General features: G+C 65.1%; 21 protein-coding genes and 2 pseudogenes. 13 read left to right on the top strand and 10 right to left on the bottom strand.

The genetic code is table 11. The annotated features are described in order from the left end of the window. Window positions 1–90: 90 nt before the first annotated feature. The 3 genes from QE385_RS01050 to QE385_RS01060 are packed head-to-tail and all read right to left on the bottom strand — an operon-like array spanning window position 91 to window position 3,281. Window positions 91–303 (bottom strand): heavy-metal-associated domain-containing protein, encoded by a 213-nt coding sequence (locus QE385_RS01050; RefSeq protein WP_307098198.1) that lies wholly within the window; start codon window positions 301–303, stop codon window positions 91–93. A 31-nt stretch (window positions 304–334) separates the two neighbouring features. Continuing rightward, window positions 335–2,764 carry a heavy metal translocating P-type ATPase gene (locus tag QE385_RS01055; protein WP_307098200.1) on the bottom strand — a complete coding sequence of 810 codons (2,430 nt, stop codon included), beginning with the start codon at window positions 2,762–2,764 and terminating at the stop codon, window positions 335–337. Window positions 2,765–2,777: 13 nt separating this feature from the next. After that, on the bottom strand, window positions 2,778–3,281 hold the full coding sequence (locus tag QE385_RS01060) for a heavy metal-responsive transcriptional regulator (RefSeq protein ID WP_307098203.1): 504 nt from the start codon (window positions 3,279–3,281) through the stop codon (window positions 2,778–2,780). 324 nt (window positions 3,282–3,605) lie between these two features. Here QE385_RS01060 and QE385_RS01065 point away from each other — a divergent pair, with 324 nt between their 5' ends. The 6 genes and pseudogenes from QE385_RS01065 to QE385_RS01090 all read left to right on the top strand — a co-directional run. Beyond that, window positions 3,606–4,007, top strand: a complete 402-nt coding sequence (locus QE385_RS01065; protein ID WP_307098205.1) for a hypothetical protein — start codon at window positions 3,606–3,608, stop codon at window positions 4,005–4,007. A 74-nt stretch (window positions 4,008–4,081) separates the two neighbouring features. Next, window positions 4,082–5,866 carry a copper resistance system multicopper oxidase gene (locus QE385_RS01070; protein WP_307098208.1) on the top strand — a complete coding sequence of 595 codons (1,785 nt, stop codon included), beginning with the start codon at window positions 4,082–4,084 and terminating at the stop codon, window positions 5,864–5,866. Between the two features lie 230 nt (window positions 5,867–6,096). Further along, on the top strand, window positions 6,097–6,747 hold the full coding sequence (locus QE385_RS01075) for a copper resistance protein B (protein ID WP_307098211.1): 651 nt from the start codon (window positions 6,097–6,099) through the stop codon (window positions 6,745–6,747). Window positions 6,748–6,771: 24 nt separating this feature from the next. Then, complete coding sequence (locus QE385_RS01080) at window positions 6,772–7,017, top strand: hypothetical protein (RefSeq protein WP_307098213.1); 246 nt, start codon at window positions 6,772–6,774, stop codon at window positions 7,015–7,017. A 46-nt stretch (window positions 7,018–7,063) separates the two neighbouring features. Then, a pseudogene (locus tag QE385_RS01085) lies at window positions 7,064–7,471 on the top strand (transposase); the annotation flags it as partial. Then, window positions 7,464–7,627: pseudogene (locus QE385_RS01090) on the top strand (integrase); the annotation flags it as partial. The pseudogenes QE385_RS01085 and QE385_RS01090, both read left to right, overlap by 8 nt. Before the next feature lie 153 nt (window positions 7,628–7,780). Here the strand turns inward: QE385_RS01090 and QE385_RS01095 are convergent. Genes QE385_RS01095 through QE385_RS01105 form a run of 3 tightly spaced genes read right to left on the bottom strand, consistent with a single transcriptional unit; the run spans window position 7,781 to window position 12,916 of the window. Continuing rightward, complete coding sequence (locus QE385_RS01095) at window positions 7,781–8,521, bottom strand: gamma-glutamyltransferase (RefSeq protein WP_307098216.1); 741 nt, start codon at window positions 8,519–8,521, stop codon at window positions 7,781–7,783. Next, on the bottom strand, window positions 8,475–9,518 hold the full coding sequence (locus tag QE385_RS01100) for a gamma-glutamyltransferase (RefSeq protein WP_307098218.1): 1,044 nt from the start codon (window positions 9,516–9,518) through the stop codon (window positions 8,475–8,477). Before QE385_RS01100 ends, QE385_RS01095 begins: the two co-directional genes overlap by 47 nt. Next, on the bottom strand, window positions 9,518–12,916 hold the full coding sequence (locus QE385_RS01105) for a TonB-dependent receptor (protein ID WP_307098220.1): 3,399 nt from the start codon (window positions 12,914–12,916) through the stop codon (window positions 9,518–9,520). Before QE385_RS01105 ends, QE385_RS01100 begins: the two co-directional genes overlap by 1 nt. 167 nt (window positions 12,917–13,083) lie before the next feature. Here QE385_RS01105 and QE385_RS01110 point away from each other — a divergent pair, with 167 nt between their 5' ends. Both QE385_RS01110 and QE385_RS01115 read left to right on the top strand, forming a co-directional pair. Next, the gene (locus QE385_RS01110; RefSeq protein ID WP_307098222.1) at window positions 13,084–13,626 is read left to right on the top strand and encodes an RNA polymerase sigma factor; all 543 of its coding nucleotides are present in this window, start codon (window positions 13,084–13,086) and stop codon (window positions 13,624–13,626) included. Further along, entirely contained in the window at window positions 13,623–14,603 is a 981-nt protein-coding gene (locus tag QE385_RS01115; protein ID WP_307098224.1) for a FecR family protein, read from the top strand. The genes QE385_RS01110 and QE385_RS01115 overlap by 4 nt, the downstream gene beginning before the upstream one ends. A gap of 233 nt (window positions 14,604–14,836) precedes the next feature. Here the strand turns inward: QE385_RS01115 and QE385_RS01120 are convergent, their stop codons facing one another. From QE385_RS01120 to QE385_RS01130, 3 genes are read right to left on the bottom strand one after another with little or no spacing between them, the layout of a single operon-like run. After that, window positions 14,837–15,100: a hypothetical protein gene (locus QE385_RS01120; RefSeq protein WP_307098225.1), complete on the bottom strand. Its 264-nt coding sequence runs from the start codon at window positions 15,098–15,100 to the stop codon at window positions 14,837–14,839. Continuing rightward, on the bottom strand, window positions 15,100–15,555 hold the full coding sequence (locus QE385_RS01125) for a VOC family protein (protein ID WP_307098227.1): 456 nt from the start codon (window positions 15,553–15,555) through the stop codon (window positions 15,100–15,102). Before QE385_RS01125 ends, QE385_RS01120 begins: the two co-directional genes overlap by 1 nt. Window positions 15,556–15,557: 2 nt before the next feature. Further along, window positions 15,558–16,160 carry a type 1 glutamine amidotransferase domain-containing protein gene (locus tag QE385_RS01130; protein WP_307098229.1) on the bottom strand — a complete coding sequence of 201 codons (603 nt, stop codon included), beginning with the start codon at window positions 16,158–16,160 and terminating at the stop codon, window positions 15,558–15,560. Between the two features lie 195 nt (window positions 16,161–16,355). Here QE385_RS01130 and QE385_RS01135 point away from each other — a divergent pair, with 195 nt between their 5' ends. Further along, window positions 16,356–17,270, top strand: a complete 915-nt coding sequence (locus QE385_RS01135; protein WP_307098231.1) for a LysR family transcriptional regulator — start codon at window positions 16,356–16,358, stop codon at window positions 17,268–17,270. A gap of 74 nt (window positions 17,271–17,344) precedes the next feature. Here the strand turns inward: QE385_RS01135 and QE385_RS01140 are convergent, their stop codons facing one another. Then, window positions 17,345–18,439 carry a Gfo/Idh/MocA family protein gene (locus tag QE385_RS01140; protein ID WP_307098232.1) on the bottom strand — a complete coding sequence of 365 codons (1,095 nt, stop codon included), beginning with the start codon at window positions 18,437–18,439 and terminating at the stop codon, window positions 17,345–17,347. Window positions 18,440–18,470: 31 nt separating this feature from the next. Between QE385_RS01140 and QE385_RS01145 the strand changes: the two genes are divergently transcribed. The 4 genes from QE385_RS01145 (at window position 18,471) to QE385_RS01160 (ending at window position 24,115) form a co-directional block, all read left to right on the top strand. After that, entirely contained in the window at window positions 18,471–19,364 is an 894-nt protein-coding gene (locus QE385_RS01145) for an aldo/keto reductase family oxidoreductase (RefSeq protein WP_307098235.1), read from the top strand. Then, window positions 19,361–20,431, top strand: coding sequence for an LLM class flavin-dependent oxidoreductase (locus QE385_RS01150; protein WP_307098237.1), 1,071 nt, complete (start codon window positions 19,361–19,363; stop codon window positions 20,429–20,431). Before QE385_RS01145 ends, QE385_RS01150 begins: the two co-directional genes overlap by 4 nt. Before the next feature lie 66 nt (window positions 20,432–20,497). After that, on the top strand, window positions 20,498–21,730 hold the full coding sequence (locus tag QE385_RS01155) for an MFS transporter (RefSeq protein ID WP_307098240.1): 1,233 nt from the start codon (window positions 20,498–20,500) through the stop codon (window positions 21,728–21,730). 87 nt (window positions 21,731–21,817) lie between these two features. Further along, window positions 21,818–24,115: a TonB-dependent receptor gene (locus QE385_RS01160; protein WP_307098243.1), complete on the top strand. Its 2,298-nt coding sequence runs from the start codon at window positions 21,818–21,820 to the stop codon at window positions 24,113–24,115. The last annotated feature ends 121 nt before the right edge of the window (window positions 24,116–24,236 follow it).

A 24,236-nucleotide genomic window follows, 5' to 3' on the forward strand; every position in this document is an offset into this window, starting at 1 on the left:
CATGGCTGTTGAGTGTGATGGCTGTTGGTTTGGGATGCGAAGGCGCCGTCATCCCCGACACGCGCCGCCTTCGCATCGGTTGGGAGCCAATCAGGCGGGAACGACGGTGAAGCCCGCATCCTTCACGATCGTTTCGAGCCCCTGCCGATCGATCAGCGCCGGGTCGAAGGCCACGACCACCTGCTTGGTCGCCAGTTCGATCTCGGCCGACGCGACTCCCTCCGCGGCCTCCATCACTCGCTTGAGACGGCCCGAGCAGCCCCCGCAGGTCATGCCGTCAACCGTCATCTGCACTGAACTCATGATTTCCTCCTCATATGAAGCGTGACCGATGTCAGCGCGGCCTCCAGCGGTTCAGCAGCAAAGAATTGCTGACCACCGAAATCGAACTCATCGCCATCGCCGCTCCGGCGATGACCGGGTTAAGCAGCCCGAAGGCGGCGAGCGGAATGCCCAACACGTTGTAGATGAAGGCGAAGAACAGGTTCTGGCGGATCTTGGCCAGTGTCGCGCGCGACAGTTCGACCGCCGTCGGTACACCACGCAGATCGTTACGGACGAGCACGACATCGGCCGCCTCGATCGCCACGTCGGAGCCCGCACCGATCGCGAACGAGACATCGGCCTGGGCCAGGGCAGGGGCATCGTTGATACCATCGCCCGCCATTCCGACCGTGCCGCCGATCCCCTGGAGCCGCCGGACCTCCTCGGCCTTGTTCTGCGGCAGGACCTCCGCCGCGAAGCGGTCGATCCCGGCCTGAGCCGCGATCGCTTCGGCCGTATGGCGATTGTCGCCGGTCAGCATGACCACATCGATGCCCATCGACCGCAGGCTGCGTACCGCCTCAACCGAAGTCGTTCGCATCTGGTCCGCGATCCCGATGAAGCCGGCAGCGACACCGTCGACGGCCAGTCCGACCACGGTCTTGCCCTGCGCCTGAACCGTGTTGACCCGTGTCGCGAGGTCCGGTCCGATCGCCATGCCCAGTTCGGTCATCCAGCCGGGCGAACCCAGGCTGAGCCGTTGGTTGCCGACCATGCCGGATACGCCCTTGCCAGGAACGGTATCGAACTGGTCGACGGCCTCGGGTACGATCCCCTCGTCTGCCGCTTTCTTCAGAATGGCGCGGGCCAGCGGATGCTCCGATCCCTGCTCGAGCGCGGCGGCCAGGCGAAGCACGTCCTTCGCGGCCCAGTCGGAAGCGGCCAGCATGTCGGTGACTTCGGGCTTTCCCTGGGTCAGCGTGCCCGTCTTGTCGACGACCAGCGTCGACAGGCCGCGTGCGCGCTCCAGCACCTGGGCGTTGCGGATGAGGACTCCGTGCCTCGCCCCCAAACCGGTTCCGACCATGATCGCGGTGGGTGTCGCCAGCCCCAGTGAGCAGGGGCAGGCGATGACCAGCACCGCCACGGCGTTGACGAGCGCGGTCTGGAACTCGCCTGTCACTATCCACGCCACCACCAGGGTGGCGAGCGCGATCAGGACGACGACCGGGACGAAGATACCTGCGATCTTGTCCACGAACTGCTGGATCGGCGGCTTCGATCCTTGTGCCTCGTCCACCATGCGGATGATCTGCGACAGCATCGTGTCCGCGCCGACCCCGGTCGCGCGCACCCGCAGCATCCCATTCTGGTTCACCGTCGCCGCAAAGACCTTCGAACCCGCCTCCTTCGCGACGGGAAGGCTCTCGCCGGACAGCATCGCCTCATCGACGCTCGACCGCCCGGACAGAACCTCGCCATCGACCGGCACGCTCTCGCCAGCCGCGACGACGAAGATGTCGTCGACCAGCAGGGTTCCGGCATCGACCTCGACGATCACGCCGTCGCGTTCAACCTTCGCCGTCTTGGGCTTGAGGTTGAGGAGGGCGCGTATGGCGGACGATGTTTTGCGCTTGGCATTCGCCTCGAGCAGCCGCCCGAGCAGGATGAGGGTGATGATCGAGGCCGAAGCCTCGAAATAGACGTGCAGTTCGATGATATCGAACAGCGTCACCACCGCGCTGTAGAGATAGGCGAAGCTGGTGCCGAGCACGACCAGCACGTCCATGTTCGCCGTGCCCGAGCGAAGCGACTTGAAGGCCGCCTTGCAGAAGCGTGCGCCGATCCAGAACTGCACTGGTGTGGCCAGCGCGAACTGGGTCCAGCGCGAAAGGATTTCCACATGATGGCCCTTCACCAGATGTGCCATCTGGCTGGGATCGAACATCACCGCCATCTGCGCGAACAGCGGCAGCGTCAGGACGAGGGACGCCAGGAACATTCCCAATTCGCGGCGCCAGGCTGCCTGATCGCGCTTTTCCTTGGCAGCCAATTCATCGGCGGACAGGTCACGCGCCTCGGTAGCCCCGAAACCGGCCTTGGCGATCCGGCTCGCGATCCCGGCAACGTCGATCACGCCCGGGATATAATCGACTCGCGCCTTGGCGGACGCGAAGTTCACCCCGCCGCCAACCACGCCATCGGTCTTCTTCAGGATGCCATCGATCCCAGCCGCACAGGCCGCACAGCTCATGCCCGTGATGTCGAAGACCGCCGTTTCGGGCGGCACCTCGAAGCCCGCGCGGTTGATCGCGGCCACCATGTCAGCGGGCGAAACCTGCCGGGCATCATAGCGGACATGCGCGCGCTCGGTGGCGAAATTCACCTGCGCCTGGACACCGGAAAGCCGGTTCAGAATTTTTTCGATCGTGATCGCACATGCCGCACAGGACATACCCCGCAAAGGCAGGTTGAGGGCGACCGCCCTTTCTTCCGACATTGAACCGACCTCGTTAGCTAATTCGTTGCGTTCCACCATGGCAGCAGGATGGTGGCTCATCCGCTTCGCCGGGCGTGTCGTCCCGGTCCGCATCTCCGTGCAGCGCAGACAGGATCGGGCAGCATTCGGGTTCGCCGGTTCCGGGGCAGGCTTCGGCCAACTCCTTCAGCGCATCGCGCATTCGGATCATCTCCGCGATGCGCATGTCCAGTTCGTGAATTCGTTCGTGCGCCCGGATTTTGACGCCCAGAACACCGTTCTCCCGGTCGGTTTCGAGCAGCAGCAGATTCTTGATCTCGCCAAGCGTAAAGCCCAGCTTCTTGGCGCGGCGGATGAAACGAACCCGTTCGACCGCCGCCTCGTCATATTGACGATACCCCGATGCCTTGCGCTCCGGCGGTTTCAACAGGCCCTCACGCTCGTAATAGCGGATGGTGTCGACCGCCACGCCTGCCAGCTTGGCAAGCACCCCGATCGTCAGGAGCGGCGCTGTCCGGGATGGGTTCCGAATCGACATGGGCAGAGCCTAACGCTTGGACCATACTCCAGAGTCAACGGTAATTTCGCGGTTGCGGAACGATCATGCCGCGATGCCGTGCGCAAAAACCGTGAACTGTATCGAACGTGTCGCGATCTTGCATGGCGGCGACGGAAGAATATTATCCCTTTTCAGTGTTATGACTAAATGTCGGGACTATGGTCCAGAGTTGGTCTCCTGCAAATATTCTCTTGAAATCTTGGTTGGTGCGTTGCGAAAAACCGGCGCAACCTGATATGTCGGCCGTGCTCTGGACGAAAAAGAACCGTTTTCGTCACCACAATCGCAGCTTCGGGATGTGTCTTGGCCGGTTTCCCCATCATTGTGAGGATGCTGATTTTGCTGGGCCTGACCATGGGGTCGGTCGGCAATGCCGCCGCGCACGTCCCGATGCGGACGCTCGCGATACCGATGACGATGACGGCCACCGCCAACTGCCATGATGCGGCAGCGGCAGGGCGGGATATTGCCATGACGGATCATGCGAGAATCACGTCCAGCCATGATCCGTCCCCAAAGGACGGCAAGGCGGATAAGGCCAAGTTCGGCTGCTGTACGGTGCAAGTCCCGCAGGTTTTCCTGCTCGGTAGCGATAGCTTCGAACGGCGGGGAGTGTTCGCCCTTGCCATCTTCGAAGGGTATCACGGTTTCGCGGTGGCACGCGCGCCCCGTCCGCTTCTGCTGCGCCCTCCCATCCTAGGTTGATCCGACCGAAGAAACGGACGTGATCCGCCATTCCCCGCCTTTCGTGGGGATCGGCCGTAATCAGGATGCTTTCCATGACTTTATTCTCTTCCGCAGGGTGCGGAGGGGCGGCATTGCCCGACGTATCGCGCAGGCGCTTCGTCCAGGGTCTAGCCCAGGGACTGGGGCTGTCGGTGGGCCTTTCCGTCGCCGGCCGCGCCAGCGCCGCTACCGCGACTTCCCCCCGCGCCAGCCATGCTCCCCAGATGCTGACCGGCCCCGACCTTGCGCTCGACATCGGTGCGACGCGCGTCAACTTCACCGGCCGGGATCGCCCCGCGATCACGGTGAACGGCGGCCTGCCGGGCCCGACCCTGCGCTGGCGACAGGGCGATACTGTCACGGTGCGCGTGACCAATCGCCTGCCGGGCCATGTCCAGACCTCGCTGCACTGGCATGGCATCCAATTGCCCGCCAACATGGACGGCGTGCCGGGAATGAGCTTCGACGGCATCTATCCCGGCCAGGCCTATCTCTATCGCTTTCACCTGCGGCAGGCAGGCACCTATTGGTATCACAGCCACTCGCTCCACCAGGAGCAGGCCGGACTCTATGGCGCGATCATCGTCGATCCGGTTGCGCCTGCGCCCTATCGTTATGACCGCGAGCATGTCGTCGTGCTGTCCGACTGGACCGATCTGGACCCAGCCGCGCTCTACAGCCGGCTCAAGAAGATGCCGTCCTACGACAATATGTTCCGGCGCACCGTCGGCGACTTCCTGTCCGACATCCGCAATTATGGCTGGGATGCGACCGTGGCGGATCGCAAGATGTGGGGGGGGATGCGGATGACGCCGACCGACCTGTCGGATGTCAACGGCCTGACCTACACCTATCTTATGAACGGCCATACCCCCGCCGCCAACTGGGAGGCCGGGTTTCGCCAGGGCGAGCGTGTTCTCCTAAGGCTCATCAACGCCGCGAACATGAGCTATTTCGACTTCCGCATTCCCGGCCTGAAGCTGACCGTGGTCGCGGCCGATGGGCAATATGTGCATCCGGTCACGGTCGACGAACTGCGTATCGGGGTTGCCGAAACCTATGACGTCATTGTTGAGCCCGTCGGACAGGATGCCTTTACGCTGTTCGCCCAGGATATAGGGCGTACCGGCTTCGCCTGTGGTACGTTGACGAGCCGACCCGGCCTGCGAGCCGAAGTCCCGCCGCTCGACCCGCGCCCAATCCTGGCGATGAAGGACATGGGCATGGATCACGCGGCGCACGGCAAGCGGGATCGCTATGCCGGTTTCGTCGCCGAACGTCGCGATGCCCCAGTTCTGAAGGGGCCGGTAAGTCATCCGCGAACCGAGCGGAACAGCACCTATGTCGATATGCAGGCAATGGTGGCGCAACCCCGGTTGTCCGATCCCGGCGTCGGCCTGCGTGATCGCGAGACCAAGGTCCTGAGCTATGCCGACCTGCACAGTCTGGATGGCGATCCCGACGGCCGCGATCCGGGGCGTACGATCGAACTCCACCTGACGGGCAACATGGAGCGCTTCGCATGGGCGTTTGACGGGGTGCCCTTCATGGATGCCAGACCGCTGCGGTTCAATTATGGCGAAAGACTGAGGGTGGTCCTCGTCAACGACACGATGATGCACCATCCCGTTCACCTTCACGGGATGTGGAGCGACCTGGAAGACGACCATGGTGCGTTCCAGGTCCGCAAGCATACGGTGGATATAGCGCCCGGATCACGGCGGTCCTGTCGCGTGACCGCCGACGCGCTGGGCCGGTGGGCCTATCACTGTCACCTTCTATACCACATGGACGGCGGCATGATGCGCGAAGTCGTGGTGGAAGAGGCGGGACGATGAGGGCGCCCGTCATATTTGCCGCGACCCTTGCCGGGCTTGTCGCATCCGCCGCCACGGCGCAGCACCATCATGGGGGGGAGGGGGCTATGACGACGGCCACGGCGTCGGATGCATTGGCGGCAACCCCGACGCCCGCGACACAATCGCCCTTACCGACCATGCCAGGCATCCCCAAAAGCTCCATACCCGTCCCCACCCAGGCGGATCGGGCGGCCGCCTTCCCGGTTGTGATGAGCAAACACGCGCATGATGCGCCACGTGTGACGCTCGTCAATCTCGATCGGCTGGAAAGCTGGAACGACGATAGCCGGGTGGGCCTCGCCTGGGAATTGACATCCTGGACGGGCGGCGATGTGCAGCGCCTCTGGGTGCGATCGTCGGGAGAACGCGAGGGCGGCAAGACGCGCGGGGACGTCGAGTTGCTCTACGGCCATGCAAAAGGGGCCTGGTGGGATGTGGTGGGCGGAATCCGACAGGATTTCGGGATCGACAAGACCGATCAGACCTGGGCGGCGATCGGCATCCAGGGGCTGGCTCCCTATATGTTCGACATATCGGCGACGGCATATCTGAGTACGGATGGGCAGACGATGCTCCGTGCCGAGGCGGAATATGACCTTCTGCTGACCAACCGCCTGATCCTGCAACCCGTGGCGGGCTTTCGCGCCTTTGGCAGGAACGATCGAAGCCGAATGCAGGGCGCGGGGCTGTCTTCGATCGAAACGGGAATACGCCTGCGGTATCGCGCGACGCGTTCCGTCGCCCCCTATCTGGGTTATTCCTACAAAAGATCTGCGGGTCATACCGCCGATTACCGGCGGCTCGCGGGCCATGACGTTTTCGAAGGACGCCTCGTCCTCGGCCTCAACAGCTGGTTCTGAACAGTTTTTCCAAGGAGATTAGCGATGAAGACATTCCTCCGACTGACCGGCATCATACTCATGCTTGCCCCCACTACCGCCATGGCCGATGCGAAGGCGAACGTCGTCGATCAGGCTTTCAGAAAATATGACAGAAACAAGGATGGATATATTGCCAAAGCTGAAATTCCCGCTGGCCATGAATTGCTGGAGCATTTCGATATGGCCGATCGTGACCATGACGGAAAACTGGACAAACGCGAGTTCGGGATCGCCCTCAAGATGATCTAGAGGCCGTTATGGACTTGGAAGAGCTGTTGATTTCATCCGGCGTTGGATGAGTGTTTGCCGCAAGCCGTATCCATCTGACGTCAGCGACGAGGCATGGTCGCTGATCGTGCCGTACCTGCTGTTGCAGCGAGAGGACGCGGGTCAGCGGGAGCATGACCTGCGCGAGGTGTTCAACGGCCTGCGCTACATCGTGAAAACGGGCGTGCCGTGGCGATGGATGCCGAACGCCCTGCCGCCTTGGGCGGCTGTATACCAGCAAACGCAACGCTGGTTGGCGGCTGGGTGCTTCGAGGCGATGGTAGACGATCTGCGGGCTGTGTTAAGAGGGGCCGTAGGGCATAAGGCCGAGCGCAGCGCCGCGATCATCGACAGCCGCATCCTGCGCTCCACGCCGGAAAGCGGCGAGCGTGCTGGCTATGACCGGGCAAAGCGCAAGAAGGGCTCCAAAATCCACCCGACCGGTTCAGTTCGAACTGCTGCCCGGCGCTCGCGCCAGCTTACTGGCCTGGCTCGAACGGCGGGGCGGCTCAGTGGATGACTGTGTCTTCCCAGCCGGGTCGATCAAAACGGCCATCTCAGTGCCCGCCAGTACGCCCAGCTTGTCGATGAATGAGTGACAGGGGGCGGTTTGATGCGGAGTGAATTTGGTACCCGACCTCGGTGGCGTTACTGACCGCCGCGCCGTTTCCGCAAGATCGGACGAGCAGGCATCGACGTCCGCTAGGGGAGCCCGGCGTTCGGCGGACGGTACATGGCGATGCTCCTAACGGACGGGAATGGCGGCGGCGTCGGGGCGGCGGGTGTCGGCGGCGCCGAGGAAGCGATCGCCATCGACCATGATCGACTGGATCGAGCCCATCGTGTTCGACCGGCGCACCTTATGCCCTTTCGCTTCGAGCATCGGCACGATGTCGGGCGAAAAGCCTTCCTCCAGCTCCAATGCGGCATCGCCGCCGCCCTGGTTGATCCGCGGCCGTTCCGCGGCCTCGCTGACGTTGAGGCCGTGATCGATGACGTTGGAAAGCAATTGCACCATCGTCGCGATGATATAGCCGCCACCGGGCGTGCCGGTGACGAGCCAGGGGCGATCGCCATCGAAGACGATGATCGGCGTGATCGTCGATCCCACGCGCTTGTTGGCGACGGGCAGGGCTGCGCGCCGCTCGGTCGGGCTGCCGCGCCGGCCCCAGGCGAGGTTGCCGAGCGAGTTGTTGAGAAGGATCCCTGTACCTGGCGCGACGACGTGCGCCCCATAGGAGGCCGAGAGCGTATAGGTGTTGCTGACCGCGTTTCCCGCAGCGTCCGCGACCGAGAAATGCGTCGTGTCGCGGCTCTCGTAAGGGTACGGATTTCCGTCGGGTACGTCATCCTTGCCGAGCGATCGGTCGGGCTGGATCAACTTCGCCCGTTCGGCCGCGAAGCCCTTGCTGGCCAGGCCCACCGCGGGTGTTCGCCAGTCAGGGCCGCCGCCGACCAGCCGGCGATCGGCTGAGACGATCTTCATCGTTTCCGACAGCAAATGGAGGTTGGCGGACGCTGCCCCATTTTGTTTCCGCGACCGGAAAGGTCTCCAGGATGTTCATGCCCTCGGCGACGCTGACGCCCGATGCGGTCGGCGGCATATAGGCGATGCGCCTGCCGCGGTAGCTCGACCAGATCGGCGTTGATACGATCGCCCGATAGCCAGCGAGGTCGGCCGCATCGATGATGCCTCCGCCAGCGCGGATGCCCGCCGCGATCCTTTCGGCGAGCGGTCCGGTGTAGAAGCCGTCGCGCCCTTTGGCAGCGATCGTCGCCAGCGTCGTGGCGAGGTCCGGCTGGCGAAACGTCTCCCCGGCGGCATAGGCCTTGCCATCGGGCTTGAAGAAGGTCGCCATCGCAGCGGGATCGTCGGCCATCAGCTTGCGCTGCGCGGCCTGTGCCTGCGCCTCGTCATCGGACAGTACGACACCTTTTTCCGCCATCGCGATCGCCGGCGCGATCAGCGTGCCCCAGGGCAGCGAACCGAAGCGGCGGTGTGCTTCCCACAGTCCGGCGACCGTGCCGGGTATGGCGATGCCCTTCATCGACATGACCTTCTTCGCGTCGACCTTGCCGTCAGGGCCCAGCAGCAGGTCGTTGGTCGTGTGACGGGAGGCCTGGCCGTAATAGTCGATGGCGATGTCCTGCGCGGGTTTGCCGCCCTTCGCCGCCATGTGAACGAGCATGTAGCCGCCGCCGCCGATGTTGCCGGCGCGGGGCAGCGTCACCGCCAGCGCGAAGCCGACTGCGACAGCCGCGTCGACGGCATTGCCGCCCTTGCGCAGGATGTCGGCACCGACCGCCGCCGCGATCCGGTTCTGGCTGACGACCATGCCGCCGCGTCCAACGATCGGCTTGTGAATCTGGTCATAGGCGACGATGTCGCCGCCCGAGGGCGAGCGGGCCTGTGGCTCTTCTTCCTGCGCCGCCACGAGGGATGGCACGAGCAGCGCGACAAGGGCAAAAGGGCGCATGCGCATCAGAACGACGCCCGGATGTTGGCGTACCAGTAGCGGCCGTACGGGTTATAGAGCGAGCCGAGGAACCCGTTCGAGGACAGCGGTGGCTTTGCGTTGGTGAGGTTTCTGACGCCGATCCGCATGCGATACCGTCCTTCCTGTTTGTTGCCGACGCTGACCTGTCCGTAGAGGTTGTAGGTCATCTGATCCTCGATCAGCCAGGCCGCGCCCGCCGAATCGATCAGGCCGGTGTCGTCCACGTCGCTGGTATATTGCGTGAAGCCGCCAATCTGGAACTGGCGGTAGCTCCATGTCGCGGTTCCGGTCACGCGCCAGCGCGGCTTGCCGTTCTGGCGGACGAGGTCGCCAGCATCGGCGATCGACGTACCGGCGTTGATCGTGCCGGCGGCGCGCGCGTCGATGAGCTGCTGGATCGGCTGCGAGGGTTCGAGGAAGAAGCGGCGGAGATAGGCGGCATTGGCCGACAGCGTCAGCCGCCCCGCACCAAAGTCGGGCAGCCGCCAGTTGAAGCCGAGGTCGACGCCGGACGCCTGCTGCGGCAGCAAATTGACGTAGCGATCTTTGACGTAGAGTACCCGGCCCGCTGGCTGGAGTCCCGATCCGGCGAAGAGTGCGATATCGTCTGCGGTCGGCGCCGCGCGAACGACATTGGCGTTGGTGCCGCCGCCGACGCGGGCGAGGTAGTCGGCGATCAGCGCATTGCCTTCGCCGAAGATGCCGACGATCCCCTTCTGCTTCACGTTCCAATAGTCGGCGGTCAGCGTGATCCGGCCGACCGTCGTGTCGAGGAAGTGCGGCTCCAGCACGACGCCTGCGCTCCAGGTGTTGGAGGTTTCGGGCTTCAGGTCCGGATTGCCCGCGCGCTGGGCGCTGATCGCGAACGACTGGCTGCAATTGGCGAAGGAGCTGATCGCGCCGGTCCGGAGCTGCGCTTCGCAGCGGACATAGTCGACGCGGGTGTTCGAGCGGGTGACGACGCGGGCATTGATCTGTTCGAGATTGGGCGCCTTGAACCCTTCGGCGTAGGAGCCCCGTAGGCGGATGCCGCGGATCACGTCCCAGGCACCGGCGATCTTGGGCTTCGCGACCGAGCCGACGTCACTGTAATGTTCGAAGCGGCCGGCCAGCTGGAATTCGAGGTTGCGGACCAGTGGCACATGCATCGACGGGCCGACGATGGGGACCGCCAGTTCGGCGTAGGCCGCGGCGACGATGCGGCGGCCGCTGGTGTCGGGCGACGGGCTGGTGCCGACGAGGTCGGAGCCATAGGTGATCCCGCTGACGCTGTCCGTGAAGGTTGTCGTACCGTCGACGCGCGGATCGCGGTCGTCGAGCTGCGTCTCGCGGCGGATTTCCGCGCCGAGGGCGAGGCCGAGGTTGCCGCCGGGCAGTGTCAGCAGGGCTGCGTTCGACAGCTTCACATCGGCCAGCGCCAGCGTCGCCTTGCTGAAGCGCGTCGTCTTGATGCGGATCGCCTGTAGTGCGGCGGCGTTGATCTGCACGGTGTCGCGCCCCGAGGGGTTCGACAGGTCGCTGCCGTTGAAGGGATTGTAGGCGTCGGGCGTCGACAGCGCGAGCTGGCGCTGCAGCAGCGTCGAGCTGATCCCGTCCGACGTGTCGCGGACCTGCGCCTCCGAATAGAGCGCGGCGCTTTCCCACTGAAAACCGAGCCAGTCCCAGCGCAGGCCAGCGAGCACGCGGTACTGGTCGTTCTCGACATGGACGAGGTTGGGACCGGCATCCGCGACGTTGTAGCTCGACAGCGTGACCGCGAGGCCGCTGGCGGGTGCGTTGATGCCGGGCAGGCGGTTGGGATTGGCGGCGCCGTTGAGCACGGTCGGGCCGAACGGATTATAGTAGTTGCTGGCCGGCACGATGATCGGCAGCGAACTGAGCGTGCCGGACGGCGACTGGATGCTGTCGGTGGTCGCCTTGTAATAGCCCGCCTCACCGAACAGCTCGAGACCCGGCGTCAGTTCGTAATGGCCGTTGGCGAACAGGTTGAGCCGCTCGACCGAGGGCATGATGTAGGTGTCGTAGGCCGCACGCGGGTCGAAGCGCAGATTGCGGTCCGCAGCTGCGGTGTTGGTGCCGTCATCGATGCACAGGCCGTTCTTCAGGCCCGTAGTCGCATTGGTCTGACAGCCGCTGTTCGTGAGCGGCTGGATGTGAAACTGGCCCGATGCGTTGGTCAGCGCGATGGTGCCCTGACGAACCTGGACGTTGCCGACCGTCTGGAACGAGCCCCAGGGGGTGATCGACGACCGGCCGTCGAGCGCGGTCGCGCCTGCGAACCGGGTGCCGACGAACAGCGGCCTCTTGTCGTCAGAGGCGGTGTAATCCTGTTCCGAACTGCGCAGCGGGGTGCGATCGGTATAGCTGGCGAACAGGGTGATGTTGCCGCGCCCGTGGCCGATGTCGGTCCCTGCCAGCAGCGAGAGGGTGTTCTCGGTCTGGCTGGTGTGTTCGGGATAGCCGGTCTGGCCTTCGATCTGCACGCCGTTGAAATCGGTGCGCAGTACAGTGTTGACGACCCCGGCCACCGCGTCCGAGCCATAGATGGCGGCGGCGCCATCGCGCAGCACCTCCAGCCGCTCCAGCCCGAACACGGGGATCGCGTTGGTATTGTAGGTGAGTACAGGGACCAGGTTGTCGTCGGCGCGGCTGGTCGGGTGGTTGACCACGCGGCGGCCGTTGAGCAGCACCAATGTGTTGCCGACACCAAGATTGCGCAAATTGACCGAGCCGACGTCGCCGCGCGCCGCGTTCGAGCTGTTGGGCAGGTACGAGCTGTTGAAGGTGACATCGCCCAGTTGCGGGATCGAACGGAACAGTTCGTCGCCGCTGACCGCGGCGGTGGCGGCGATCTGTTGTTCGTCGACGATTGTTACCGGCAGCGCGGCGACGTTGTTCGCGCCTTTGATCTGCGAACCGACGACGACGATGTCGGATGCCGGTGCGGCCCCATCGGCGTTCACCGCGGCTTCGATCGCGGTATTGGATGGCGCGAGGCGTTCGCCGACGACCTGATGCAGAGGTGCCGGGGCCGTCGCCTGGACGAAGTTGACCGGCGCTAGCGAGGCGGTGTCGAGCGGCACGACACGCACCGTTCGTGGCCCGGTATAGCGCCAGCCGAAACCGCTGCGCGCGAGCAGGAGGTCGAGCGCAGCACCGGGCGTATAGCGGCCGTTGATCTTCGGTGCGCGCCGGTCGGCGACGGCAGGATCGGTGAAGACGAGTTGCAATCCCGCCTGACGTGCGACCCGCAGCAGTGCCTCGTCGAGGCGGCCGGCCGGCACGTCGATCGTGACGGTGCGCTGCTCCTTGGCCACGACTGAGGTCGGTACGATCATCGCCGTAGCGCACGCGGACAGCAGCAGCCGATAGGTTCTAATCATTGGTCGTCCCCCCGGATCGGTATCGCAGCTTTCCGCTGCCCCCGCTTCTTTCGACGCAACAACCACACAGATGCGAACCGCGAACGCGACATTTTTCTGCAATGTTTAATTTTTCGGTTCGCCAATGATGTGGACGCACGTCATAGAGGCGAGGGGGACGCACGAGGATGCAGCAGGATGCGAACAAGGCCGTCGTTGTTGACGGGCGAGGGCAGGCTGACGGTAGCGACGCGCCTTTCGCGGCCTATCGCGCCGCGTTGCGCGCCTTCGTGTCGCGGCGCATACTCGATCCGCACGAGGCCGAGGATCTGGTGCAGGAAGCGTGCACGCGCCTGATCGCCACCGCGCGCCTGCGTTCGCTGGATGAGCCTCAGGCCTATCTGTTCCGGATCGCCGCGAACCTGATCGCCGATCGGGGGCGGCGGCATACGGCCCTTGTGCCGCTGACCGATGACCTGCACCCGTCGATCGCGCCACGTCAGGAAGAGCGCCGCCGTGTTGTCGACCTGCAGCGGGCGCTCGAGGTGGCGCTGGCTGAACTTAGTCCGCGGGCGCGGGCGATTTTTCTGATGCGGCGGTTCGACGAGATGGGTACCGGCGATATCGCGCGCGCGCTGGGGATCAGTCCGCGGATGGTCCAGAAACACCTGACCCATGCCGTGAGCCACCTGTACGATCGGCTGGCGCATCTGCGCGAGGTGGCGCCATGAGCGAACGCCACGACTCGGACCGCCACGGTTTGGGCCGCCATGATCTGGGGAAGCGCCGTGAGGCGGTGTTCGACGCGCTGCTCGGCGACCGCGCGGACACGCTCCATCCCGACGACCGCGCCGAGGGGCAGGCGTTCTGGGACTGGTTGGGCGAGCAGCCGCGTCCCGCTGCGAACCACACGCCGTCTCGCCGCCCCATGTGGTTCGGCTGGACGATCGCTGCTGCGTTGGTGTTGACGGTGGGAGGCAATCCGCAGCCAAGGATGCCGGACGGCGCCGCCGATGCGACCGTCGTCCGCTATGTCTCGGGGCGAGGGGAGCGGCGGGTGATCCGCCTGGCTGATGGGTCTACCGTCACACTCGGTGCGCAGACCGCGCTGAGCGTCCGCTTCGCCCGTGCCCGCCGCGGCCTGCTGTTGGAGGAGGGCGAGGCCCTGTTCGAGGTGGCGCACGACCGCAGTCGTCCGTTCGTCGTGCAGACGCGGTTTGGTGCGGTTACTGCGGTCGGCACCGCCTTCGGCGTCACCATCGGTCGCCGCGAGGCGGACGTCTCGATCACCGACGGGACGGTACGTGTCACCGTCTCGGCCGATCCACAGGACAGGTCCACGTCGGTCGCCAAGCTCGCGCGTAAGGGCGAACGCGTGGCGTTCGGAACGACGGTGCAGGGGGGCGCCCGCGTGGGCTTCATCCGCCAGACGGAGATGGTCGACGTTGACGACGCGATTGCCTGGACGCGAGGCCAGCTCGTCTTCCACGGCGAACCATTGGAAGAGGTGATCGACGAGGTGAATCGCTATGCGATCAGCCCGGCCGACGAACTGTCGCTGACCGACCGCCGCGCTGCGCGAACGCCGGTCTACGGCATCATCGACCAGGGCAATCCGGCTGCGATTCGTGATCTTATCGATCGCCCGGAGGAGGTGGTTTCAATATCGAGGCGGTTGAGGGAAGGGCATAAATACCCGTTTCCCTGACAACAAGATCAGCAAGAAGGTGAAAGCCAGGGGATCCAGTATGATCACTTTCGGGAAGGCGGATCGAGGCTATATCGACCGAAGTCTTCAGCGTTGTCACGGTCCGCATTCCCCCATCCCACTACGATCTTGCGACCAAGCGTAGCCGGACCTCCGTATCGCTTGAATTGAACGAATGACGGAAGCTGGGCGCTGCGTTGGCTGCCTCGAATGACCGCAAGTGGGCCTTGTCCCTAACGCTTTGGCTGATCTTGCAACTCCGGCAGGGCCTTGATTTCAAACGACGGGGCGGAAGAAGTGGTAAAGCGGCTGATCGCAGCCCGGACCTGCTCGGGCGTCACGGCCTGTCGGCGGGTCATATCGTTCCGGATTGCGTGGATCTCCATCGGATTGTCCAAGTTCGCCATGATGAGGCCGGCCCAAAAGTCGTTGCCGTTTCTCGCACGCTCGATACTGCCCATCCCGCCCACGTTCAGGGGTTCAAAAAGCTTGGCCATTACCATTCGCCTACGTTGGGCATCGAAGCCCATGGTTCGGCAGGCGCCTTATGTTCGCCCTGCTGGAGTAGTTCGATCGAGATGCCGTCGGGCGAGCGGACGAACGCCATATATCCGTCACGCGGCGGGCGATTGATTGTTACCCTGCCAGCCTGCAGCCGGGCGCAGGTCTCGTAAATGTCCTCGACGCGGTAGGCGAGGTGGCCGAAGTTGCGGCCATCGGTGTAGGTCTCGGCCGGGCTGCCATCCTCGGGCGGCCAGTTATAGGTCAATTCGACCTCCGCCTGGCCGGGCTTGCCCTCACCGCGATGATCCTCGTCGGCCGCCAGGAAGATCAGGGTGAATCGCCCCTGCTCGTTTTCGATCCGCCGGGTCTCTCTGAGGCCCAGCAGTTCGAAGAAACGAACTGTCGCCTGCGGATCGGCGACCCGCAACATGGTGTGGAGATAGCGCATGATCAGGCGGCCTTTGCCGTGAGGGCTTCCATGACCAACTCCGCCGTGCGTGTGGCCGAAGCGGGGTTCTGTCCGGTCACCAGATTGCCGTCGCGCAGAGCGAAGGGCTGGAAATCGGGCCCGCCCTCATCGAGGCCCACGGCGCGTTCCTCGCTGTCGGTAAAGGCGGCAACCCGGCGCCCCGCCACGAACGGCGTGCCATCGGGCTTCCTGGCGGAAACAAGTCCGGCGGGACCGTGGCAGACGGCGGCCACGATCTTGCCTTCGCGGTCGAACCGCTCGACCAATCGCGCGAGGTCTTCGCTGCCCGGATAGTCGAACATCGTGCCGTGCCCGCCAGGCAGGAACACTGCGTCGTAACCGGCCGTGTCGATGCTGACGAAAGCGGGCGTGTCGGCCATTTCGGCCTTCAGCGCTTCATCCTTCAGATAGCGCTCGACCGACGCATCATTCTCGCCATCGGCGTTGACGCTGCGCTGATCGACCGGGATCGCGCCGCCCTTGATCGAGGCCAGGGTCACGTCGGCACCTCCATCGCGGAAGGCGTAGTAGGGCGTGGTCAGTTCTTCGAGCCAGACGCCGGTCGGCTCGGTGCCGGGGGTCATGCGATCGGCTGACGTGGCGATCATGAGAATTCGTGTCATCGGCTTAGATCCCTTGTTTGGATCGGGGGCGAGTAACGATGCCTTTGCGGCGATGGCTCGCACCTACGCCTGACAGAATGCAGCCTGGGTTATCCGTCTGTCCCCGTCGATGTTCAATCGAATAGACCTCATTGCTCATCATGAAACCCAACGGAAATGGCCACCATCCATAAATCGATTTATGGAACCGCGATGTCCCTTCGCCAGATGCGCACTTTCATCGAAGTCTATCGCCGTCGGTCGCTTAGCGACGCGGCGCGCGCGCTCGGCATCACACAGCCGGCGGCGTCCCAGCACATCGCCTCGCTTGAGGCGCAACTCGGCCATCTGCTTTTCGACCGCCATTCGCGCGGCGTCCGTCCCACGGCGATCGCGGACGATTTCGCCGCTTCGATTGGCGGCAGCCTCGATAAGGCCGAAGCCGCATTGGCATCGGCACGCGCGCGGTCGGTTCGCATTTCGGGCACGGTCCACATCGCCGCGCCATCCGACCTTCTCGGTGAAATGATCACGCCAAGGCTCGGGCCGTTGCTCGGCGCCGGGCTTGATCTGCGCCTGCATATCGGTGGGCGCGATGCGCTTTATGCCATGCTGCTTGACGATAAGGTGCACCTTGGCATCACCGCATCCCAGCCCGAAGACGCGCGACTCGCCTATCAGGAGATCGGCAAGGAAGACCTGCGCGCCGTGGCCGCACCCGCCATAGCCGAGCGGATTACGCGCATGCCGCTGCGTGAAGCGCTTAATACGGTGCCCTATCTTGCCTATGACCTCGACCGGCCATTGGTGCGCAACTGGCTGGAGGCGAACCAGATTGAAGTAGCAACGCTTCCGGCCCTGACCGCACCTGATCTGCGCGTCCTGCGCTCTGGGCTATGCTCAGGACTGGGTTGGACGGTGCTGCCGGGCTATCTCACCAGCTCCGAGTGCACGGCCTGCACCCTGGTCGAAATTGCCGCGCCTGTCCGCGTGCCGGCCAACGCACTCTATCTCGTCTGGGCCAAATCCTCCTTGCGCCATCCACGCGTGGCATTAGCCCGCGATGCGCTGATCGGAGCATTGCAGGCATGACCGCTCTGGCCGACTTCGGGTCCAAGCGCCCGATGCGGTCACGATAAGCGGTCAAGCACGCCAAGGCCACGACACTATACGATCTCCTCGACCTCACGCATCTCGACCACGCGGTGTTCGCGGGCGCTGATTTCCGCTGCGACGCCCATCGCCACCGCGCGAAGACCGTCCTCGGCGGACACCTGGACGGGGCCCTCGCCGCGCACCGCATCGGCAAAGGCAAGGTGCTGGTAATAGGTCGCGCCCTCATGGCTGCCTGCGGCATGGGCCGTCGGGTCGATCGCGATGCGGGTGCGCTCGACGCGTTTGTCTCCGCCGAAGCCGACGCGCGGGCTGTAGACCAGTTCGCCAGGCGGGATCAGGACGTCGAGTCGGGCGGTGTCGCCGGTCGCGCTCATTTCCTCCTGATGCTCGGCACCGTCCGCGAACATCGACAGGTCGAGCATCGCGCGCACGCCGTTGGCGAAGTCGATGGTGGTGAAGCTGTTGTCGATGATGTCGGGTGTGCGGCCGTCATACCGTTCGTCGAGATGGTTCACGTCCATCGCGCCCGAGCAATAGACGCGCACCGGCTCCGCCTGGACGATCAACCGCATCAGGTCAAAGAAGTGGCAGCATTTCTCGACCATCGTGCCACCGGTATTGGCCGCGAAGCGGTTCCAGTCGCCGACCTTGGGCAGGAAGGGGAAGCGGTGCTCGCGGATCGACAGCATCTGCAACCGGCCGACGCGCCCGCCATGGATGGCATCGATAAAGGCGGCGGCGGGGGGCATGAAGCGATATTCCATGCCGGTCCAGAACGGCCGGGCATGACCGGCGGCGCGCTCGACGATCCAGCGGGCATCGGCGAGGGTGGTGGCAAGCGGCTTTTCGCACAGGATCGCCGCATCCATGCCGAACAGCGGTTCCAGCACCGTGCGGTGCGTGTGATTGGGGGACGCGACGACGACCGCGTCGACACGAGCGTCGCGGGCAAAGGCCTCGACGCTGTCATAGGCGGTGACGTTCGCCGCTGTGGACCCCAACGCGCCGCGGGCCCAGTCGAGCGATTGCGGCACCGGGTCGGCGATCGCCACGATCTGCGCCCCCGGCACCAGCGCGATGTTGCGCAGATGCTCGACGCCCATCATGCCCGTTCCGACGATCCCGTATCGAATTGCGGCTACCATTGCCCGTGTCCCTATGCCATTCCGACGCCCGATGACGACCATCCGCCTTTCCCGCGAAGCACGGCCGCTCGGCAAGAGTGCAATCCTTGTGTCCCCGATAGCTTGGGGCATGTGGCGTTTTACCGGCGAGGATGTCTCCTCGGCGCGTGCCCGTGTCGAGGCCGCGCTTGATGCCGGAATCACCCTCTTCGACACCGCTGATATCTACGGCGTCGACGATGGCGGGTTCGGATCGTCCGAGGCGCTGTTGGGGCGGGTGCTCGCCGAGGCGCCCGAATTGCGTGAGCGGATGGTGATCGCGACCAAGGGCGGCATCTGGCCGGGCTTTCCCTATGACTCCAGCGCGACGTATCTGGCCGGGGCGCTGGACGCGTCGCTCACGCGCCTGGGCGTCGAGCGGGTCGAGCTGTACCAGATCCATCGTCGCGATTTCCTGAGCCATCCGCAGGAGGTCGCCACCGCGCTGACCCGGATGGTGGAGGCGGGCAAGGTCGCCGGGATCGGGGTGTCGAACCACAGCCCGGCCGAGGTCGATGCGCTCTCCGCATTTCTGGGCCTGCCGATCCTGACCACCCAGCCCGAATTTTCGCCGCTGCATTCGGCGCCGCTGTTCGACGGCACGCTGGATCAGGCGATGGCGCGAGACATGGCGGTGCTCGCCTGGTCGCCGCTGGCGGGCGGACGGCTGGTCGCGGGGGATCATCCGGCGGGGGCGCTGCTGGCAGAGCATGGCCGGCGTTGGGGCGTCGATGCCGCGACGGCGGCGCTGGCCTGGACCATGGCGCATCCGGCGCGGATCATCCCGATCATCGGATCGCAAAATCCCGACCGTATCCGCGCGGCGGCGGACGTGTACCGCGTGGAGTGGACCCGCGCCGAATGGTATGCCGTGCTTCAGGCCGGAATGGGGGAGCGCCTGCCATGACCGATACGCTTGGCCCTTGCGAGATCAGCTGGTTCTCGGCGTTGTGCGACGACGATTACGAGTTTCTGGGCGTCCCCGATCTGGCGTTGCGCTCCAGCTGGGAGCATTGCCGCGACATCGTGTTGCAGGCGGAGACGGCGGGCTATGACAATTGCCTGCTGCCGTCGGGCTATGCGTTGGGCATCGATACCACCGCCTTTGCCGCCGGGATCGCGCCGCTGCTCCAGCGGATGCGGTTGTTGATGGCGGTGCGGATCGGCGAGAGCTGGCCACCGCAACTGGCGCGGCAGATCGCGACGATCGACCGGATGCTGGGCGGGCGGCTGACCGTCAACATCATCTCCAGCGACCTGCCCGGCGAGACGCTGGACAGCGCGCCCCGCTACGCCCGCACGGTCGAGGCGATGCACATCCTGCGAACCCTGCTGGACGGCAAGCCGCTCGATCATGACGGCGAGTTCTGGAAGCTGAAGCTCGACCCGCCGCGCGTGACGACCGTATCTGGGCGGTGCCCGCCCTTCTATTTTGGCGGCCTGTCGGAGGCCGCGCGTGAGGCGGCGGCCGAGGGCGCGGACGTCTATCTGATGTGGCCCGACACGATGGAGGGGGTGCGCGCTATCGTCGCCGACCTGCGTGCGCGGGCCGCGCGGCGCGGCCGGAGCTTGCGCTTCGGCTACCGCGTCCATGTCGTGGTTCGCGAAACCGAGGCGGAGGCGCGCGTCGCCGCCGACCGGCTGCTGTCCAAGCTGGATGATCCCACCGGCGCGGCGATCCGGTCGCGTTCGCTGGATTCGCAATCGGCGGGCGTCCGCCGCCAGGCGGAACTGCGCGAGGGCAGCGACGACGGCTATGTCGAGGCCAATCTGTGGACCGGCATCGGTCGGGCGCGTTCGGGATGTGGCGCGGCGATCGTCGGCGATCCCGATCAGGTTCTCGCCAAGCTGCAGGCTTATCGCGAAGCGGGCATCGATGCGTTCATCCTGTCGGGCTATCCGCATGCGGCGGAGGCGGACCTGTTCGCCCGCCATGTCCTGCCGCGGATCGATCATGCCCCGCTGACATTGTGAGCGGCTTGGCGGCGCGATAGAGAAACTGTCTCGCCGCCGTGCCCGGCGCCTCGCCATGATGCGGGCATGAGACATGTCGGGGAATTGAGCGCGCGCCATCGCGGGCTGTTATTTGCTTTGGTCATCACGGCCGGTGTTCTGAACCTCGTCGACCGGCAGGTCATCGCGGTGCTGAAGCCGGTGATCGCCGCCGATCTTGGCTGGAGCGATGACGATTACGGCACGCTGGCCGCCTGGTTTCAGGGCGGCGCGGCGGTCGGTTTCCTGTTCAGTGGCTGGATCGTGGATCGGCTGGGCGTGCGCTGGGCCAATCCGATCGGGGTGGCGGCGTGGAGCGTCGCGGCCTTGCTCCATGGCTGGGCGCGGTCGATGGGCGCGTTCATCGCGGTGCGCGTGGCCCTGGGCGCGACCGAGTCGATGGGGACGCCCACGGGCATCAAGACGGTCGCCGCCGTCCTGCCGCCGCGCTGGCGGTCCGCCGGGTTCGGTGCGGGCAATGCCGCCAACAGCCTGGGTGCGATCCTGGCGCCGCTGGCCATTCCGGTCCTCGGCCTGACATTCGGCTGGCGGGGTACGTTCATCGCGGTCGGGCTGGTCGGGCTGGGCTGGGCCCTGACTTGGTTGATAGCGGCGCGGGGGATCGTCTTTGCCGCGCCCAAGCTGGCCGATGCCGCACCGCCGTTGCCCGACGTGCCGCTGCTGCGCGACCGGCGGACCTGGGCGGTGGCGGGGGCCAAGCTGTTGTCCGATGCGACTTGGTGGCTGTTGCTCTTCTGGTTGCCCGACTTCTTTCATCGGCAATTCGGGCTGTCGGGCGTCGCGCTCGGCGTGCCACTGGCGCTGGCCTATGGTGGCGCGGCGATCGGCTCGCTGATCGGCGGAGCGGTGCCGACCCGGCTGCTCGGGCGTGGCTGGTCGGTGAATGCGGCGCGCAAGGCCGTGCTGCTTGGCGGTGCACTGGCCGTCGTCCCGATCCCGCTGGCGCTTCTGACGCACAGCTATCCGGTCGCGGTGTCGCTGATGGCGTTGGCGCTGGCCGGGCATCAGGCCTTTTCCACCAACATCTTCGCGATGATCGCCGATATCGTGCCGCAGCACCGGGTCGGCCGGGTGACGGCGTTCGGTTCCTTTTGCGGCAATATGGGGGGCGTCGCCATCGCCAAGATCGCCGGGCTGATCCTGGCAGCGGGGCTGGGCTATCTGCCGCTGCTGCTGTTCGCGGCGGTGGCCTATCTCGCGGCGCTCGGCTGGGTGCAATTGCTGTTGCCCCGGCTCAGGCCGATCGAGGCCGGGAGCTAAAGCCGCGCTGCTAACGGGTGAGGTGCTTCTTTATTTCCCATGCAATAAGTGGACATTAGCCTCCGCGTCGATCTGAAAGGGGACCAGATGATCGATCGACGCCTGTCCGTGCTGCTTGTCGGCACCGCTTTTACGCTAATTGCCACGTCCGCCACCGCACAGGATGCGCCCATCGCTAAAACCGATACCAAGCCCGCTGACGGCGAGGTGGTCGTGACTGCGCGCTATCGCAACGAGACTCTGCAACAGGTGCCGATCGCGATCACCGCGCTGGAGGGCGGTACGCTGGCGGAGCGGCAGCTCAACAATCTTGAACGGATCGCAGCCTCGATCCCGTCGGTCGGCTTTCGTAGCGGCGCGTCTAACAAGGATCGCACCGTCTTCATCCGCGGGATCGGCACGATCACGACCTCGCCCGGCGTCGAGCCGTCGGTATCGACCGTGCTCGACGGCGTGGTGCTGACCCGTCCGGGCCAGTCGACGCTCGACCTGGGCGAGGTCGAGCGGATCGAGGTGCTGCGCGGGCCGCAGGGCACCCTGTTCGGCAAGAATGCGTCGGCGGGGGTGGTCAATATCGTCACGCGCAACCCGACTGACGAATTCCACGCCTTTGGCGAGGCCGGGGCGACGACCGATCAGGAATATCGCATCAAGGCGGGCGTCTCGGGCGCGATCGTGCCGGACAAGGTCCAGGTGCTGATCGGCGGCCTCTACAGCAATTTTGACGGCAATCTGCGCAATGTCGCGACCGGCCATGATGCCAATGGCTCGCGCCGTTACGGCGCGCGCGGCAAATTGGTGGTGACGCCTTTCGACGCGCTGAAGATCACCGCGATCGGCGACTATCTGAACACGCGCGAGACGGTGGCGGGGGTCTACAGCTCGACCCGGCAGATCGCCTATCCGACGAACGCGATCACGGACTCCATCGCCCTGGCTACCGCGCTGGCCGGGCAGGGGATCGTCGCGTCGCCGTCCAACCGGCGGCTGGCGACCGATATCGACACCAACGTCCGCGACGAGAATTATGGCGGATCGCTGACCGGCGAACTGGCGCTGGGCGACTATCACGTCACCTCGATCACCGCCTGGCGGCGATGGTTGAACCAGCAGCGGCAGGATTATGATGGTCTCGCCCAGCTGACGGCCGCTTTTCCGTCGGGAGTAGATGACGGCACGGTCAACAGCCGCCAATTCTCGCAGGAGCTTCGGCTGACCTCGCCCAAGGGCGGGCTGATCGATTATGTCCTGGGGGCCTATTATCTGCGCGCGCGGACCGACGAGCGATACCAGCGGGCACTGACCACGCTGTCGGGCACGACACGGACCAGCACCACCGGCATCGCTAATTACGGCATCACCAACCACAATTACGCGCTGTTCGGCGAGGCGAACATCAACTTCACCCCGCATTTCCGGGGAATCGCGGGCTATCGTTCGACCTGGGACACGCTGGACTTCTATCATGTCCGCACGTCGACCAACGACCCGACGAACAGCGGCGCGGCGTCGCTCGACCGGCCCGGCATTCGCGCCTATCACAATGCGACGGGCCGCACCGATGCGCGTGGCGACAGCTACCGCCTCGGGCTTCAACTCGATCTGGGCGACCATGCCCAGACCTATTTCACCTATTCGCGCGGCTATAAGGGCCCGGCCTACAACGTCTATTTCAACATGCGTTCGCTCAGTGCGACGACCCTGCTGGACGAAGTCCCGCTGAACCCCGAAACGTCGAACTCCTATGAGGCCGGGATCAAGGGCAGCACCGCCGACCGCGCACTCAGCTATGCGCTGGCGGTCTATACGACCGATTTCGACGGCTATCAGGCGAACTTTACGGACGCGGTCGGCGGCGCTCCGGTCACGCGGCTGATCAACGCCGGATCGGTCCGGTCGCGCGGAGTCGAGGCGGACGTGACGCTGCGCCCGGCCCAGGGCTTCACCGTCGACCTGTCGGGGGCATTCACCGACGCCACCGTCCGCAATTTCAACTGCCCGGTCGGCGCACCGGTCAGCTGCAACATCAATGGCCAGCCGCTGCCCTTCGCACCGCGCGTTCGCCTGTTCGAGAATGCCGCCTATCGCTTCGCCCTGTCGGATGCGCTGTCGCTTGAGTTCCAGAGCGACGTGTCGTTCAGCAGCAAGGTGCAATATTCGCTGGCCGAGACGCCCAACACGGTCCAGCCCGCCTTTGCCATCTGGAACGCCAGTGTGGCGCTGATCCGGCCCGGCGATGGATGGCAGCTTCGCGCCTATGTGAAGAACATCGCCAACACCTCCTATGCCAGCTTCCTGAGCAACGGCACATTTGGCGGGACCGTCCGCTTCGTGCCGCGCGACGACCGGCGTTACGCGGGCCTTCTGCTGCGGAAGGACTTCTGATGAACGGCGACACGACCCGGCACGGGGTGCTGCTGGCCGGAACCGGCGGTGCGTTCGCATCTATTCGATGGCGGCGGGCGCCGCACTGGAGCCGCGCCGCCTACCGCGTATGTCGGGCGTC

It is taken from the genome of Sphingomonas sp. SORGH_AS_0950, from assembly GCF_030818415.1.
Taxonomy (GTDB): domain Bacteria; phylum Pseudomonadota; class Alphaproteobacteria; order Sphingomonadales; family Sphingomonadaceae; genus Sphingomonas.